Raw genomic sequence first — 15,924 nt, 5'->3', positions numbered from 1 at the left:
TCTTACTGCCCTTTTACTGCCGGGATACCCTTGTCGAACCCGTGCATGCGCCGCGCCCATTGATAGGCAATGACAATCCCCTTCATCCGCGGCAGCAGATACAAGGAAGAGGCAACGCAGCCAATCGTGAATACCGTGAACATCACCAGCGGTTCGGGCCGCCAGGAGAAATAGACCACATGCATCAGGGGCGCCATGATGTGGCCGACGATCAGGATCGTAAGATATGCAGGCCCGTCATCTGCGCGTGCGTGGGTCAAATCCAACCCGCAGCTGCTGCAGCTGCTGTTCACCTTGAGATAGGAATGCAGCAGCTTGCCCTCGCCGCACTGGGGGCATTTGCAGCGCCAGCCCTTGGCCAGGGCGGGCATAGTGGGGCGTTCACTCTCTGCGTCTGAGGGTATTGCGGCCTGGGGTTTGGCCTGCGACTCGGTCATGAAGATATCCTGTGTGCTGAGCATATCATTGCGCGCTTCGCCGCCGCGGTAAAAGGGGAAAGGCCTGGTATTGCGCCGGTTTGCCGCAACGTGCGGGGCAGAAGATTTATTTGGGATTTCCGCGACGGATCTGCCGGGCAGCTGCGTTTTTCTTATGTATCGGGCAGCAAGAGGCTGCCGCAGAACAAAGGAAAGACGACATGAAACACGTCAACTTCATCGCCGTGATTGTTGCCGCTGCAGGTGTGGCCGCGGGCGGCGCGGCCCTGGCCAAGGGCTATGGCCACCACGGGCCGAAGATGTCCTTTGAGGAAATCGACACGGACGGCAATGGCGAGGTCACCAAGGCGGAAATCCAGGCCATGAAAGAAGCCCGTTTCAGCAAGGCGGATGCTGACGGCGACGGCAAACTGACGCTTGAGGAAATGCAGGCGCGGGCGCAGGAGCGGGCCAGTGAACGCGCCGCCCGGATGCTGGAACGCTTTGACACGGACGGCGATGGCGCGTTGAGTAAAGACGAATTGCCAGGGCCGCGCCGGGCGGGCAGGATGTTTGACCGGATGGATGCGGACGGCAGCGGCGGGATCTCGAAGCAGGAATTCGACGAGGCCCGGATGCGCCGCGGCGGCAAGCACCGTCATGGCCAGGGGAACGGGGACGAAACGGAGCAGAACTGATCGCTGAGACGTGCTGTACAAAGCGGAAATCTCCCGGCGCCGGGCCCCTGATGCGGGCCTGGCAGCCATGAGCGCCACGGCAGAGGAGGTCTCTGACGATGCGCTTTTGGTGCTGTTCGTCAATGGCGACGGACGTGCCGCGGCAGAGCTGACGGCACGGCTGGGGCCGCGGGTCTTTGGTGTGGCGATGCGGGTGATGGGCATCCGCGCCGAGGCCGAGGACGTGACCCAGGAGGCGATGCTGCGCCTATGGAAGATGGCGCCGGAGTGGCGGCCGGGAGAGGCGCAGGTCTCCACCTGGCTGTACCGGGTGGCGATGAACCTGTGCATTGACCGCAAACGGCGCGCCCGTGGCGGCTATGTGGATCTGGATGCGGTGCCCGAGCCGCCGGACCCGGCGCGCTCGGCTGCAGAAGCGCTGCAGGAGGGGGAGCGGCAGGATGCGCTGCAGACGGCGCTGATGCAATTGCCCGAGCGGCAGCGTCAGGCAGTGGTGCTGCGGCATCTGGAGGAACTGTCCAACCCGGAGATCGCCGGCATCATGGACATCAGCGTCGAGGCGGTCGAAAGTCTGACCGCCCGGGGCAAACGGGCGCTGGCCGCGGCTTTGGCCGGGCGGCGCGAAGAATTGGGGTATAATGATGGCTGACACGGATAAAACACTGCAAGAGCTGGACGATCTGTTTGCCGCAGCACGCAGTCAGCCGCCGGTGCTGGCGGAGCGTCTGAACGCGGCCATCCTGGCAGATGCGGAGCGGGTGCAAGCGGGCTTTCAGGCTGCGGCGCCGGCGCAGGCGCCCCGGCAGCCGCTGTGGCGGCAGCTGATCGAGGCGCTGGGCGGCTGGCCTGCGCTGGGCGGGCTGGCGGCGGCCAGCGCGGCGGGGCTGTGGATCGGCATTGCGCCGCCCTCCTTTGTGCCCGACCCCGTGGCGCTGGCGGGGTATGAAGACAGCAGCACCGCGCTGCCCGATGACAGCTATGACATGGCGGTGATGTTGAGCGGGGATCTGCAATGAGCACTGCATCGAACACCGGGGGCCAACCCGGAATGAAGCTGTGGCTGAAACTGCTGCTGGCGGCGTCGCTGGCGCTGAACCTGGCAGTGATCGGCATCGCGGCGGGGGCGGCCTGGCGGTACAGCGGCAAGGACCGGCACTGGCAACGGCCGCCAACGGTCGGGGCGATGATCTTTCGCGAATTGGACCGCGACACCCGCAAGGCCTTGCGGCAGGAGGCGGGCGGGGGGCACGGCAGTTACTTCAAGCGCCGCGATGCCGAAGGCTCGGCGGTGATCGACGCGCTGCGCAGCGCGGATTTTGACGGCGCCGCATTGCTGGCGGTGCTGCAGACCCAGTCAGAGGCGCGCCATGTTTTTCATACCAAGGTGCAACAGGCCTGGGTGCGCAAGCTTGAAGCGATGACCGCGCAGGAGCGGGCTGCTTTTGCCGATCGCATGGAAGAGCGGATGCAGCGGCGCGGCGGGCGCCGGCATGAGCGGCGCAGCGGGCGGGATTAAGCCCGCAGGCGTGCAGCTGCAGCCGTTTCCCCCTGTGTGTGTTACACACTGAAGGCAGCCTGTGTGTCCGATACAATGAAGGCAGCCCGTGACGGCTGCCTTTTTCAGGCCGGCAAAGTTACATCGTCCAAGGGCCTTAAGCGGCCTGGATGCACTCCGGCGACAAGGTCACCTGATTGCGGCCCGCATCCTTGGCGTTGTAGAGCGCCTGATCGGCTTTCTCGACCAGTGCGGCGGTGCTGTCTTCATTGCCGCCGCCACCCATGACGGCGCCGATGCTGATGGTGATCCTGACCGGCTCCTTGGCGCCGGGCACCTGGAACGGGGTGCTGTTTATGGCATTGCACAGGGCAATGGCGGCCAGGCCTGCCTCGGCCTCGGTGGCGCCGGGCAGCACCGCCATGAACTCTTCGCCGCCGACCCGGGCCAGCAGGTCTGCCGGGCGCAGCACCGCCTGCATCCGGCGGGCGGCCTCGATCAGCACGGCGTCCCCGGCCGGGTGGCCGTAATGGTCGTTGATCCGCTTGAAGTGATCGAGATCGGCCAGCATGACGGCAAACTTTTCGCCGTTTGCAGTGGCGGAATGGGCCACCCGGTCCAGGAAAGGTTTGGCGTAGCGGCGGTTGTAAAGACCGGTCATCGGGTCCAGCACGGCTGCTCGCAATCCGTTGCGGACGCTGTCGCGCAGCCGGTCCTTGCGGGCCTTCTGCTGCAACTGGGCAGTAAGGCGCAGCTGCAGCTCCTCGGCATCAAAGCCGGATTGCAGCACGTCATGGGCGCCGCGGTCCAGGGCCTCGGCGGCGATATGCGGATCCGCCGGGTTGGGCACGGCAATCACCACCGATTTGCGGGTGGCGGCGCGGGCGCGCAAGTCAGCCAGCAGGCGCAGTCCGGGGCCGGCCGAGGCCTCTGTCAGTTCGATGATGATGGCATCGGCCACCGGGGCCTGCATCAACCCTTGGATGTCGCTGATGGAATGGGTGCGCAGGTCATAGGGCAGGCGGGTGGCGAGCCGGTCGCGCCAGGCCATTGCGTTGCGGGGATCCTGCGCCACCAGGGCAACGGAGGCATTGCGCAGATCCTCGGCGCAGGTGCGGTCGCTGAGCGGCAGGATGAAACCATGCGAGGCATCGCGCTGCAGGTTCAGCTCCTCGGTGCTGCTGCGGGCGCGCAGCAGGCTGCGGATGCGGGCCTGCAGGATCACGTCGTCCACCGGCTGCTGCAGCACATCATCGATGCCGGCGGCCAATGCCTGCAGCCGGGCTTTGGACCCCTCCCAATCGGTGACCGCGATCACCGGCAGATCGCCCAGTGTTTCATCCCCGGCCAATTCGCGTTTCACATCCGCAGCGGAGCCATCAGGCAGCGACATCGCGCAAAGTACCAGGTCGGGACGGTGGCGGCGGGCGGTCTGCAGCACTTCAGCCACGCTGCCGGCCTGGACCACATCGTAATAGGCCGCCGCCAGCTGTACCTTCAGCATGATGCGGTTGGTGGAGACGCCGTCGATGACCAGGATGGTGCCTTGCACGCGGTATCCTTTCGCCCCTTGCAAATCCTATGCCTTACAGTTTTTGCTGAGACTGGTTAAGAAACCCTTTCGGATTTTTACTAAATTGGCCGCAATGCGGCAGGAGTGTGGAGAACATGCGGAATTCCGCCGATGGAGCAGAGACGCTGGCGCTGAAAGCTCTGGCCTGGCTGGCCGGGAATGATGAGCTTTTACCGGTGTTTCTGGGAGCAACCGGCGCCAGCGAGGCGGATCTGCGCATGCAGGCGTCCGAGCCGGCGTTTCTGGGGTCGGTGCTCGACTTCTTAACGATGGACGACAATTGGGTGATGCAGTTCTGCGATTCCGAGGGCCTGGCCTATGAGGCGCCGATGCAGGCGCGGATGTCGCTTCCAGGCGGTGAGCAGGTGAACTGGACTTGAGATTGACCGGCCCTGTGCCTAGGGTCCGGTCCGAATCCAGCGGAAAAAGGACCCGCCATGCCTGTTGATGCTCTTCTGTTTGATAAAGACGGGACCTTGTTTGACTTTGCAGCGACTTGGGACGGCTGGGCTGCAGACCTGCTGGAAACCCTGTCCAAGGGCGATCAGGGCGCCAAACAGGCAATGGCCAAGGCGATCAGTTACGACCTGGAGCGTGAGGCATTCAATCCGGATAGCCTGGTGATTGCCTGTTCCAACGATGAAGTGGCAGAAGCCCTTGCGCCTTATGTTGCGCATATGGATCTGGCGGAGCTGACGGATTTCCTGGCGGAAAGCGCTGCCGGGGCAGAGCTGACGCCGGCAGTGCCGCTGGCGGCGTTTCTCGACAGCCTGCTGGCGCGCGGCAAAGTGCTGGGAGTGATGACCAATGACGCCGAGAGCTCTGCCAAGAGCCAGCTGCAGCGGGCAGGCGTGCTGGACCGCTTTGCCTTTGTCGCGGGATGCGACAGCGGCCATGGGGCCAAGCCGGCGCCGGATCCGCTTTTGGCCTTTTGCAAGGCTGCGGGCGTCTCTCCCGGCCGGACGGCCATGGTCGGCGACAGCCGCCATGATCTGGAAGCAGGCGCGGCGGCGGGAATGCAGCGGATCGGCGTCCTGACCGGCATGGCCCTGCACGATGAGCTGGCGCCGCACGCAGATATTGTGCTGCCCGATATCGGCCATATCCCGGCCTGGATGGACCGCTGATCCTCCACTGATTCCCGCGTTTTGAACCGGGGACGCCCGTTTTTGCCGGCGTGCAGTCTTGTACGCCGGTTTTTGCTGCGGCATACTGGGCACAAGTGTACAGAAATATCCTGAACCGCCGGATCGCATGGCAAAAACGACAGCGATAGTCGGGTTTGGACTGTTTTCGGCGGGCGGGATTGGCACAGTGAGTGGCTATCGGCATTTTTGAAATTCGGATCCAGGGGAGACCGGTATGGCAGACACAGGTGCGCGCAAGAAGCGGGGCGGAGGCAGGGCAGGCGCAGCGGCCCGGCGCGGCAGCGCTGCGCTGGAGCAAATGCCCTGGCAGATCCCGGTCAACATCGACCGGCCGACCGAGCCATTGAGCGAGGAAGGCGTGATGGCAATCCACGAGGGCGCCATGCGTATCCTGGAAGAGATCGGCGTGGTTTTCCTGAACCCGGAAGCGCTGGAGATCTTCAAACAGGCCGGCGTCAAGGTCGAGGGCGAGCTGGTCAAAATGGACCGGGACTTTGTGATGGAGATGGTTGGCAAGGCCCCGCGCGAATTCTCGATCACGCCGCGCAACCCGGACCGGACCATTCCGCTGGGCGGCAATCACATCCTGTTCGGCAATGTGTCTTCGCCGCCGAACTACTGGGATATGGAGCTGAACAAAAAGGTGGCAGGCAACCGCGAGCAATGCCGTAACCTGCTGAAACTGACGCAGTATTTCAACTGCATCCACTTTGCCGGCGGCTATCCGGTGGAGCCGGTGGACCTGCATGCCTCAACCCGGCATCTGGATGTGCTTTACGACAAGCTCACGCTCACCGACAAAGCGATGCATGCCTACTCCCTTGGTAAGGAGCGGGTCGAGGACGTGATGGAGATGGTGCGGATTGCCGGTGGGCTCAGCCACGAAGAATTCGATGCCAAGCCGCATATGTACACCAACATCAACTCCACCTCGCCGCTGAAGCACGACTTTCCGATGATCGACGGCTGCCTGCGGCTGGCGCGGCGCGGCCAGGCCATCGTGGTGTCGCCCTTCACGCTGGCAGGCGCGATGGCGCCGGTGACCATGGCCGGTGCGGTGGCGCAGTCGATCGCCGAGAGCCTCTGTGCCATTGCGCTGTTCCAGTACGTGCGCCCCGGCACTCCCTGCGTGATCGGAACCTTTACCTCGAATGTGGACATGAAATCCGGCGCGCCGGCCTTTGGCACCCCGGAATACATGCGCTCGACCCAGATGACCGGGCAGATGGCGCGGTTCTATGGCCTGCCGATGCGTTCCTCTGGCGTTTGCGCGGCCAACGTACCGGACGGGCAGGCAATCTGGGAGACCTCGAATTCGCTGTGGGCGGCGGTGCAGTCGGGCACCAACATGGTCTATCACGCGGCCGGCTGGCTGGAGGGGGGGCTGATTGCCAGCCCCGAGAAATTTATCATGGATTGCGAGATCCTGCAGCAGATCGAACGCTATATGCAGCCGCAGATCTCTGCCACCGGCCCGGAAGAGATTGCCCTGGATGCGATCAGGGAGGTCGGCAATGACGGTCATTTCTTCGGTATTCAGCACACCCAGGACCGCTATTCCGAGGCCTTCTATCAGCCGTTCCTGAGCGACTGGCGCAACTACGAGGCCTGGGAGGCGGCCGGTGCAACCTGGACTGCTGAGCGCGCCCACAAGCTGTTCAAGGAGATCATCGCCGATTTCGAGGAACCGCCGATGGATGCAGCGATCCGCGACGAACTTGCGGATTTCGTCACCCGCCGCAAGGCCGAGGGCGGCGCACCGACAGATTTCTGAGCCATCGGGCCTATCACCAGCAGGAAAAGCGGAGGCAGCCCCTCCGCTTTTTTATGCTGGGTACAGGTTTCGCACACAGCGTGCCGGCGGCAGGTTGGAAGCCGCCGGTTCGGCGCGGATGCACAGCAGCAGGCTTGCCTCCCGGCGCCAGCCGGTCCAGTAGGGAAAGGCGCCTGAACGGTCCAATGCGGGAGTGCAGGTGCGTGCAAATTTGAAGTTGGTTTCAGATGTGGCTGGCCGCAGGGCCGGTTGCCGGGCAATGGCCGCGCTGCGCATATGGCCGGTGTCTGCGGCCGGGGGTGCAGGGTTCGTGCAAGAGTTGATAATGTCAGAAGAAACGCGCGCGGCTTATCGTACAAGTTCGCTTTGTTGGTTCTTTCTTAACCTGCAAGCGTCAAGACTGTGGCAAAGGCAAAGAGGGGCCATTGTATGCACGGTCTGATCAATAGGGCGATTCAGGCTTTTGTGACCAGTACCTACGGGGCCGACCGCTGGGAAGAGGTTATGGAAGAGGCAGGGCTTGGGTTTACCGAGTTCGAGGCGATGCTATTCTATTCTGAAGAGCAATCGAGCCAGATGCTGACGGCGATGGAAAAGGTTCTGGCGCGCCCGCTGCCGGAAATGCTGGAGGATATGGGCACGTTTCTGGTGTCCAATCCGCAGGTGGAGGCACTGCGGCGGCTGCTGCGTTTCGGCGGGGTGAATTACGTCGAGTTTTTGCATTCGCTGGACGACTTGCCGGACCGGGCCCGGCTGGCAGTGTCGGATTTGCACCTGCCGGGGCTGGAGCTTCTGGAACAGGCACCGGAACAGTTCGAGCTGGTTTGCCAGCCTGGGCTGCCTGGCTATGCCTATGTTCTGATGGGGGTTCTGCGGGCGATGGCCGATGATTACGGTGATCTTGTTTTCCTGGATCACAGCGGCAGTCAGGACGGGGCGGAGGTGATTGCGATCACCCTTATCGAAACCGAGTTCGCCGCCGGGCGTGAATTTGATCTGGGGGCGCATTCCTTATGATGACTCTCGAGCAGCTGACACAGATGGCAGGCGTGATCTGCCCGATGTACGTGATTGCCGATGCCAAGGGGCGGATCACCTCTGCCGGGCCGACGCTGAAAAAATTGCGCCCGCAATTGAACTGGGAGGGGCGGCGGTTCTTCCGGGTGTTCGACTTGTCGCGGCCGCGTTCGGTGCGGTCGATAGAAGATCTGGTGAGGACCTCCGGGAGCAAGCTGCATCTGCAGTTCCGGGATGGGCCGCAAACCGGTCTGAAAGGCGTTTGCACGCCGCTGCCTGACGGTCAGGGCGCTTTCATCAATCTGTCCTTTGGGATCTCCGTGCTGGAGGCCGTACGCGATTATGATCTGACCAGCGCTGATTTTTCGCCAACGGATCTGACCATCGAAATGCTCTATCTGGTGGAGGCAAAATCGGCCGCGATGGAGGCGTCACGCCAGTTGAACACGCGGTTGCAAGGGGCAAAGATCGCAGCCGAGGAACAAGCCTTTACCGACACGCTGACCGGGTTGAAGAACCGCCGGGCGATGGATCATGTGCTGGGCCGGCTGATCAACGGCGGCCGCGAATTTGCGCTGATGCATTTGGACCTGGACTATTTCAAGCAGGTCAATGACACGATGGGCCACGCGGCTGGTGATGCGGTGCTGCAGCAGGCGGCGCGGATCATGGTGGAATGCACCCGCCAGTCCGATACCGTTGCCCGTGTCGGCGGCGATGAATTTGTTATGATTCTCGAAGGTGTTCTGGACACGGCCAGGCTGGCTGCTATTGCTAAACGGCTGATCCAGCGGCTGGAAGAGCCGGTTCCGTTTGGCGCCTTGACGTGCCGGATCTCGGCCAGTGCCGGCACCACGCTGTCCACCTGGCAAAAAGTTCCGGATGCTCATCAGCTGCTGAACCAAGCGGATATGGCGCTGTATGCTGCCAAGCGCGCCGGACGGGCGCAGCACTTTTTTTACCGAGAAGGCATGGAGAAAGAAGACGCATGCGGCATCAGCGAGGCTGCCCAGCCGCAAGCAGCGGCACGGGGCCCGGCAGCCTGAAGGTTACCGGTTTATAAGATTGTGTGCAGGCAGTGCAGCGGCTGTCTGTCCCGGTCCTGGATCTCAACCGCGGGGGTGCGATAGGCGGCCGCGTCTTGCTTGCCATCGGGGTGTGCTATGGCAAGCACTGCGCTGAGTGCGGGACGCCAATTTCCTTGTGGAAGGTTTGGGGCTGTGCTGGTGTTTAGCACCCAGAACACCCGGTACAAGGCCGGCTGCTGGCACCGAAAATGTCCCGAACGGGCCAGGGAGGCGACACCGCTTGGCGTGATCCGCAGCAGGATCATGCACACCGTGTTTTTGGGCTAGGACAGCTGCGTTTTCTGAGGTTAGGACAGCTGCTTGAACCATAAAGCAGCCAAGCATCCCTGCACCAACCGGCTGGCTGCTGCGTGTGTTCAGCTTAAGAGCGCATGTCAGGAGAAAGTGGCAGCCCGTAGGGGAATCGAACCCCTCTTTCCAGGTTGAAAACCTGGCGTCCTAACCGATAGACGAACGGGCCACGCTGTCTGTGAAGCGGTGTTTACTGATTGCCATGGCCGGGCGCAAGAGGTTTTTTGCGGAGGCACAAAGTTTTTCCATCTCCCGAGTTCAATTGCTAAGTGGGTGAAAGAACAGGAAAAAGCCATGCTTCAGCGGCTTGGGGAATGCGTCATTCATATGTGGGAGAAGTGGCAGCCCGTAGGGGAATCGAACCCCTCTTTCCAGGTTGAAAACCTGGCGTCCTAACCGATAGACGAACGGGCCACTCTATGTGTGAGCGGGTATTTAGTCGCAACAGCCGGATCCCGCAAGGGAAAAAACGGGCCTCAGTGAAGTTTCTTGTCCGCAGGGGGTAAGTCATTGAAAAATCAGGCTTCGGCGGCATCTTCCAGGCGCAGCTGAGGGCTTTGGCGACCGCCCCAACTGTTCACCTCCAGCCGACCGGCAAAGTGGAAGCGGGCGCCGCCGTGTTCCAGCAGGCGGGGACCCAGCGCGGTGTCAAAGGCGCCAAAGCAGATCCCGTCCAATCCGCCGCCCATACCGTCGCTGAGGGAAATCTTCAGATGGCTTTCCCCCACCTTCTTGGCGAAACGCACCTGCAGATCCGGCAGCGCATAGCGCGGGGCAGGGGCGCCGGCGCCAAAGGGGCCTGCCTGTTCGATCTGTTCGATCAGGTCTACCGTCGCGGCACCGGGCATCAGGGCGCCGTCCAGCTTCAGATCGGCCGGGCCGCCCTGTCCGGCGCCTTGTCTTTCCAACAGCTCCGACAGCCGCGCCATCGCCGGCTCCAGCTTGTCCCGCATGACAGTGAGACCTGCCGCCATCTTGTGGCCGCCGCCTTTGACCAGCAGCCCCTCGGCTGCCAGCCGCTGGATCGAGGCGCCCAGGTCGACGCCGGACACGGACCGGCCAGAGCCCTTGCCTTCCTCGCCATCAAAACCGATCACAACGGCGGGGCGGTTGGCGGCTTCTTTCAGGCGCGAGGCGACAATGCCGACCACGCCGGGATGCCAGCCTTCGCCAGCGGCCCAGACCAGCGGAGTCTCCAGCCCGCGGTCTTCCGCCTGTTCCAGGGCGGCGGCACGCACGGCGTTTTCAATGTCACGGCGTTCGGTGTTCAGCTCATCCAGCCGTTCGGCCAGGGCGGCAGCCTCATGCGGGTTGTCTGTTGACAACAGCCGTGCGCCAAGATCGGCCTTGCCGATCCGCCCGCCGGCATTGACCCGCGGTCCCAGCAGAAAACCGAGGTGATAGGTGGAGGGCGCCGAATCCATGCGGCTGACATCGGACAGGGCCACCAGACCGGGGCGTTTGCGCGCGCCCATGACCTTCAGCCCCTGGCGCACCAGCGCCCGGTTGGCGCCGATCAGCGGCGCCACATCGGCAACGGTGGCCAATGCCACCAGATCCAGCAAGGCCATCAGATCCGGCCCCTTGGCGCCTGCTTGGCGCATTTGCCGCCCGGCCTCAACCAGCATCAGGAACACCACACCTGCGGCGCAGAAATATCCAAGGTCGCCGCTTTCGTCCTGGCGGTTGGGATTCACCACCGCCACGCAGTCCGGCAGCGTCTCACTACCCAGGTGGTGGTCCAGCACGATCACATCCGCGCCTTTGGCGGCAGCAATCGGCTCATGGCTGAGGGTGCCGCAATCGACGCAGATGATCAGGTCGTGGGCGGCGGCCAGCTCCTGCATCGCGGGCACATTGGGGCCATAGCCCTCGTCAATGCGGTCGGGGATATAGAGCGTGGCCTGCAGCCCCATCTGCCGCAGCCAGACCAGCAGCAGCGCGGCCGAGCTGCCGCCATCGACGTCATAATCGGCAAAAACCGCAATCCGCTCCTTGCGCCGCACCGCGTCCAGAAAACGGGAAGCTGCCGCTTCCATGTCCTTCATTTCGCGCGGATCGGGCAACAGTTCCTTCAGCCGGGGTTCCAAAAACCCCTTGGCCTCCATCGCCGGAACCCCGCGCCGGGCCAGCACCTGGCAGACAGACCGGGGCAGGCCGGTCTGCTGTGCCATCATCTCGGAGGCGCGGTCCATCTCCACACCGGGGCCGACCCAGCGCCGCCCGGTCAAGGACTGCTCAACACCCAAAAAGCTCATGCGTTTCCCCCATATGCAAAGGCCGGACCCAAAACGGACCCGGCCCTTCTTCTGGCTTTAAATATCCCTGCCGGAGGCAGCGGCGCAAGCCGCTACCAAGCGCAACGCTCAGCCTTGATGCGGCGCCAGCGGCGTGCGGTAGGACATGCGCCGCACCGAACCGGTCTTTGAGCGCATCAATAGGGTGGTGGTCTCAACCCAGCCCGGTGTGCGCTTGATGCTGGGCAGCAGCGAGCCGCCGGTGACGCCGGTGGCGGCAAAGATCACGTCCTGGGTGACCATCTCATCGCGGGTATAGACGCGGTCCAGATCGGTGATGCCTGCCTTGGCGGCACGGCCTTTTTCGTCATCGTTGCGGAACAGGAGGCGGCCGAAAATCTGGCCGCCCATGCATTTCAATGCAGCGGCTGCCAGCACGCCCTCAGGCGCGCCGCCCTGGCCCATATACATGTCGATGCCGGTAATCTCAGATTCGGCACAATGCATGACGCCGGCCACGTCGCCGTCGGTGATCAGGCGGATCGAAGCGCCGGTTTCGCGCACCTCGGCGATCATCGCCTCGTGGCGCGGGCGTTCCAGGATGCAGACGGTGATGTCGGAGGGCGCGCAGCCCTTGGCCGCGGCCAGCGCCTCAACCCGTACGCGCGGTGACATGTCCAGCGACACAACGCCCTCGGCATAGCCCGGGCCGATTGCCAGTTTGTCCATATAGGTGTCCGGCGCGTGCAGCATCGAGCCGCGCGGGCCCATGGCGATCACGGTCAGCGCGTTCGGCATGTCTTTGGCGGTCAGCGTGGTGCCTTCCAGCGGATCCAGCGCGATGTCGACGCCGGGGCCGTTGCCGGAGCCGACTTCTTCGCCGATGTACAGCATCGGCGCCTCGTCGCGTTCACCTTCGCCGATCACCACGACGCCGGCGATGTCCAGCAGGTTCAGCTGCTCGCGCATGGCGTTCACGGCTGCCTGGTCGGCGGCTTTCTCGTCGCCGCGGCCGATCAGCGAGGCAGAGGCCAGCGCGGCCTGCTCGGCAACGCGGGCCAGGCCGAGCGACAGCATGCGGTCATGAAAAGGCGCGTCAGAAGTGTTCGATGTCATACCGGAAATCCTGTCTCAACGGGTCAGATGTGAATTGGGCGTTTAAAGCCGAATAGCGCGGGGCAGGGCAGGCTCGCAAGAGCAGATAGCGTTTACTGCGGCAGGAATATCCAGCCGCAGTGACCAAAACCGCCGGTTTTCGGCCTATCGCGAGGCTCAAACCTCTTCAATGCGCAGCGCAACCGGGGTGCCGTCGACCACATCGGTGGCGGCGAGGCCGTCCAGTGCCGCATCCAGTGCGGCGCGGGTGCATTTGTGGGTGACGATCAGCACCGGTGCGGTTGGTTCGGAATGGCCGTACTGGCGCATCCGGTCGATGGAGACCCCGGCATCGCCCAGCACGGCGGCCACTTTGGCCAGCGCGCCGGGTTTGTCCAGCAGTCCCATACGCAGGTAGAACGGCGCGGGCAGGCCGGTTTGTGCTGCGGGCACCTCTTGCAGGGTGCCGGCAGGCTGGCCGAAAGTTGCAATCCGCAGGCCGCGGGCCAGGTCCAGCACATCGCCCATCACAGCGCTGGCCGTCGGTCCTTCGCCGGCGCCGGGGCCGCGCAGCACCACTTGTTCGATCGAGTCGCCCTCAATCACCACCATATTGGTGCCGCCTTCCAGCTGGCCGAGCGGGGAATTCGCGGGCACCAGGCAGGGCGACATGCGCTGCTCCAGCCCGCGGGCAGTGCGTTGCGCCACACCCAGCAGTTTGATGCGGTAACCCATATCAGCGGCAGCATTGATGTCGTCCAGCTGGATGCGCTGGATGCCTTCCAATTGCACGTCGTCAAAGGCTGGCTTGGTGCCAAATGCGATCGAGGACAGCAGCGCCAGCTTGTGGCCCGCGTCGATGCCGCCCACGTCCAGGTTCGGATCGGCCTCCAGATAGCCGAGGCGGCCGCATTCCTCGAACAGGGCATTGTAGCCCTGGCCGGTGGCCTGCATCTGGGTCAGGATAAAGTTGCAAGTGCCGTTCATCACCCCCATGACGCGGGTAATCTCATTGCCGGCCAGACCTTCGGTCAGCGATTTGATCACCGGGATGCCGCCGGCCACGGCAGCCTCGAACCGGATGACCCGGCCTGCGGTCTCGGCCTGTTCGGCCAGCGCCTGGCCATGGATCGCCAGCAGCGCCTTGTTGGCGGTGACCACATCCTTGCCAGCAGCAAGTGCGGCCTCGGTTGCCGCTTTGGCGGCGCCTTCATGGCCGCCCATCAGCTCGACAAATACATCCACGTCATCGCGCACGGCCAGCGTTACCGGGTCGGTTTCCCAGGCGTAGTCTTTCAGCGAGACACCACGGTCCTTATTGGCGTCGCGGGCAGACACCGCCGTGATCACAACGGGACGTCCGGTCCGTGCCTCCAGCAGCGCAGCATGGCGGCGGATGATCTTCACCACGCCGATGCCAACCGTGCCCAAACCTGCAATCCCAAGACGAAGCGGTTCTGTCATAGCTGGAGGTCCTTTGTTCCGAAATGCTCAGGCCCCGCCTTAGCGGGTTCGGGGCGGGCGTGCAACGCTGCTGCCGCCTGCGTGCGGCACATGCGGAAGGGAAAGCCGGGAACGGCCTAAGATCCGGCGTTATTCACCGCTTCGGCGCGGCGTTTCAGCCGGTCGCTGCGGGCGTCAAGCTCATCCTGCAGGTCTGCGCTGGCCTGCTGCGGCGGATCGAGCGGTTCCAGCGCGTCATCCAGCGGCAGCAGATCCGGATATCCTGCACCGCGCAGATCCGGGGTCAGCCGGTCCTCAAGCTCGGGCACGCGGGTGCAGGCAGCTGCGGTTGCCATAACCAGAAGACATGTAATCCGGACCCAAACCTGCATTGTACGAAATCCTGTGTTTTATCCTGGTGGTTCTAGGGTGTCCGGGGCCGCCGCACAATTGCTTTCCCGCCTGCATGTGCCGGGATTGGCTTGTTCGGGCTATAGGGGGATAGGTCAGACCATCTTTTCGGCATTCCCGCTCTTTTTTCTGAACGCATGTTCAGTTACGGTCCGGTCATGGCACGTACCCAAGGCTCCCATTCCGATATCACCGGACCCAAAATCCGCGAGGCCGCTTTACGGCTGTTTGCGCAGCATGGCTATGCCGCCGTCTCAATGCGCCAGATCGCCAGGGAGGTGGGGGTGCAGGCCGGGGCGCTGTATAACTACACACCGGACAAGCAAAGCCTGCTGTTCAATCTGATGCAAGGGCATATGGTGGAACTGCAGGCGGCCTGGGACGCGGTGCCGCGGGCCGCGGGCGCGGCTGAGCGGCTGCGGGCCTTTACCGGTTTTCACATCCGCTTTCACCTGGAGCGCCCGGATGCAGTGTTCATCGCCTATATGGAGCTGCGCAACCTGACGGAGGAAAATTTCTCCGCCCTCGAATCGCTGCGCCGGGACTATGAGAACGGCGTGGAGGCGATCCTGAAAGAGGGGGTGGAGCAGCGTGTGTTCCGCATCCCCGATACCAAAATCGCCACTCTGGCGGTGATTGCGATGCTGAACGGGGTCAACACATGGTACCGTTCCGAAGGGCGCCTGACGCTGGATGAGGTAGAGAAGGTCTATTGGGACATGGTGCAAAAAGCGGTCAGCGCATGAGTCTTCTGAGTTTGCAAACCCAGCGGCTGAGCGCCGGGCGCTGGCAGGATCTGCCGGAGCCGGAACTGGCGGATCTGTTTGCGCCTAAGGTGGTGCAATGGCTGCCTGCCGGGTTTCAGACGCAAGACAGCGATCAGGCGCGCCGGGATTTCCTGGCGGCTGTATCGCAGCAAGCAGACATCGTTGCCTTGCGGCTTGCTGAAGGAAAGGGCATCGGGCTGTTGATCCTCTCTTATCCGGAGCAGGGCAGCCGCACCCGCAATCTGGGATATCTTCTGGCCGAAAAAGCTTGGGGCCAGGGTCTGGCAAGTGAGCTGATTGCCGGCTTGCAGGTGCATTTCAGCGGCAGCGCGGTGACGCTGAGCGGAGGCGTCATGCAGGAAAACGCGGCTTCGGCCCGGGTGCTGGAAAAGGCGGGCTTCACGCCGGAGGCTGCGCAGGGCGAAACCGTCTACAGCTGGCGCGCAGACGGCTGACGCTTGCGTTTGCGGT

The 15,924-nt window shown here is 63.4% G+C and carries 17 protein-coding genes and 2 tRNA genes; 11 read left to right on the top strand and 8 right to left on the bottom strand.

Annotated elements, in window-relative coordinates; genetic code table 11:
* Positions 1 to 2 precede the first annotated feature (2 nt).
* Positions 3 to 437, bottom strand: a complete 435-nt coding sequence (locus K3557_RS12655) for a DUF983 domain-containing protein (RefSeq protein WP_259986288.1) — start codon at positions 435 to 437, stop codon at positions 3 to 5.
* Positions 438 to 637: 200 nt separating this feature from the next.
* On the opposite strand from K3557_RS12655, the gene K3557_RS12650 reads away from it, so the two are divergent.
* From K3557_RS12650 to K3557_RS12635, 4 genes are all read left to right on the top strand, one after another.
* The gene (locus tag K3557_RS12650; protein ID WP_259994259.1) at positions 638 to 1,114 is read left to right on the top strand and encodes an EF-hand domain-containing protein; all 477 of its coding nucleotides are present in this window, start codon (positions 638 to 640) and stop codon (positions 1,112 to 1,114) included.
* 67 nt (positions 1,115 to 1,181) lie between these two features.
* Positions 1,182 to 1,763 (top strand): RNA polymerase sigma factor, encoded by a 582-nt coding sequence (locus K3557_RS12645; RefSeq protein ID WP_259994258.1) that lies wholly within the window; start codon positions 1,182 to 1,184, stop codon positions 1,761 to 1,763.
* Positions 1,756 to 2,130 (top strand): hypothetical protein, encoded by a 375-nt coding sequence (locus tag K3557_RS12640; RefSeq protein WP_259994256.1) that lies wholly within the window; start codon positions 1,756 to 1,758, stop codon positions 2,128 to 2,130. The genes K3557_RS12645 and K3557_RS12640 overlap by 8 nt, the downstream gene beginning before the upstream one ends.
* Positions 2,127 to 2,630 (top strand): periplasmic heavy metal sensor, encoded by a 504-nt coding sequence (locus tag K3557_RS12635; RefSeq protein ID WP_259994254.1) that lies wholly within the window; start codon positions 2,127 to 2,129, stop codon positions 2,628 to 2,630. The genes K3557_RS12640 and K3557_RS12635 overlap by 4 nt, the downstream gene beginning before the upstream one ends.
* A 136-nt stretch (positions 2,631 to 2,766) precedes the next feature.
* Here K3557_RS12635 and K3557_RS12630 read toward each other — a convergent pair whose 3' ends face one another.
* A complete protein-coding gene (locus tag K3557_RS12630) occupies positions 2,767 to 4,161 on the bottom strand; it encodes a diguanylate cyclase (protein ID WP_259994252.1) in 1,395 nt (464 codons plus the stop codon).
* 116 nt (positions 4,162 to 4,277) lie between these two features.
* On the opposite strand from K3557_RS12630, the gene K3557_RS12625 reads away from it, so the two are divergent.
* The 5 genes from K3557_RS12625 to K3557_RS12605 all read left to right on the top strand — a co-directional run bounded on the left by K3557_RS12625 (position 4,278) and on the right by K3557_RS12605 (position 9,167).
* Positions 4,278 to 4,562 (top strand): DUF3572 domain-containing protein, encoded by a 285-nt coding sequence (locus K3557_RS12625; protein WP_259994250.1) that lies wholly within the window; start codon positions 4,278 to 4,280, stop codon positions 4,560 to 4,562.
* 57 nt (positions 4,563 to 4,619) lie between these two features.
* Positions 4,620 to 5,309 (top strand): HAD family hydrolase, encoded by a 690-nt coding sequence (locus K3557_RS12620; protein WP_259986263.1) that lies wholly within the window; start codon positions 4,620 to 4,622, stop codon positions 5,307 to 5,309.
* A 235-nt stretch (positions 5,310 to 5,544) separates the two neighbouring features.
* Entirely contained in the window at positions 5,545 to 7,104 is a 1,560-nt protein-coding gene (locus K3557_RS12615; RefSeq protein WP_259986260.1) for a trimethylamine methyltransferase family protein, read from the top strand.
* A 429-nt stretch (positions 7,105 to 7,533) separates the two neighbouring features.
* Complete coding sequence (locus K3557_RS12610; RefSeq protein ID WP_129371600.1) at positions 7,534 to 8,121, top strand: heme NO-binding domain-containing protein; 588 nt, start codon at positions 7,534 to 7,536, stop codon at positions 8,119 to 8,121.
* Entirely contained in the window at positions 8,118 to 9,167 is a 1,050-nt protein-coding gene (locus tag K3557_RS12605) for a GGDEF domain-containing protein (RefSeq protein WP_259994248.1), read from the top strand. Before K3557_RS12610 ends, K3557_RS12605 begins: the two co-directional genes overlap by 4 nt.
* 427 nt (positions 9,168 to 9,594) lie before the next feature.
* Here K3557_RS12605 and K3557_RS12600 read toward each other — a convergent pair.
* From K3557_RS12600 to K3557_RS12575, 6 genes are all read right to left on the bottom strand, one after another.
* Positions 9,595 to 9,669: transfer RNA gene (locus tag K3557_RS12600), tRNA-Glu, on the bottom strand.
* A gap of 170 nt (positions 9,670 to 9,839) precedes the next feature.
* Positions 9,840 to 9,914 (bottom strand) — tRNA-Glu (locus tag K3557_RS12595).
* A gap of 104 nt (positions 9,915 to 10,018) precedes the next feature.
* On the bottom strand, positions 10,019 to 11,758 hold the full coding sequence (gene recJ / locus K3557_RS12590) for a single-stranded-DNA-specific exonuclease RecJ (protein ID WP_259994245.1): 1,740 nt from the start codon (positions 11,756 to 11,758) through the stop codon (positions 10,019 to 10,021).
* Between the two features lie 108 nt (positions 11,759 to 11,866).
* Positions 11,867 to 12,853, bottom strand: a complete 987-nt coding sequence (gene glpX / locus K3557_RS12585) for a class II fructose-bisphosphatase (RefSeq protein ID WP_259994243.1) — start codon at positions 12,851 to 12,853, stop codon at positions 11,867 to 11,869.
* Between the two features lie 156 nt (positions 12,854 to 13,009).
* Positions 13,010 to 14,296 carry a homoserine dehydrogenase gene (locus K3557_RS12580; protein WP_259994242.1) on the bottom strand — a complete coding sequence of 429 codons (1,287 nt, stop codon included), beginning with the start codon at positions 14,294 to 14,296 and terminating at the stop codon, positions 13,010 to 13,012.
* Positions 14,297 to 14,412: 116 nt separating this feature from the next.
* Complete coding sequence (locus tag K3557_RS12575) at positions 14,413 to 14,631, bottom strand: hypothetical protein (RefSeq protein ID WP_259994240.1); 219 nt, start codon at positions 14,629 to 14,631, stop codon at positions 14,413 to 14,415.
* Between the two features lie 213 nt (positions 14,632 to 14,844).
* On the opposite strand from K3557_RS12575, the gene K3557_RS12570 reads away from it, so the two are divergent.
* Complete coding sequence (locus tag K3557_RS12570) at positions 14,845 to 15,432, top strand: TetR/AcrR family transcriptional regulator (RefSeq protein WP_259994238.1); 588 nt, start codon at positions 14,845 to 14,847, stop codon at positions 15,430 to 15,432.
* Positions 15,429 to 15,908 (top strand): GNAT family N-acetyltransferase, encoded by a 480-nt coding sequence (locus tag K3557_RS12565; protein WP_259994236.1) that lies wholly within the window; start codon positions 15,429 to 15,431, stop codon positions 15,906 to 15,908. The genes K3557_RS12570 and K3557_RS12565 overlap by 4 nt, the downstream gene beginning before the upstream one ends.
* Positions 15,909 to 15,924 lie beyond the last annotated feature (16 nt).

The organism is Leisingera sp. M523 (assembly GCF_025141335.1).
Taxonomy (GTDB): Bacteria; Pseudomonadota; Alphaproteobacteria; order Rhodobacterales; family Rhodobacteraceae; genus Leisingera.
Note: the sequence above shows the minus strand (reverse complement) of the source record. Positions and strands in the feature narration are given on the sequence as shown.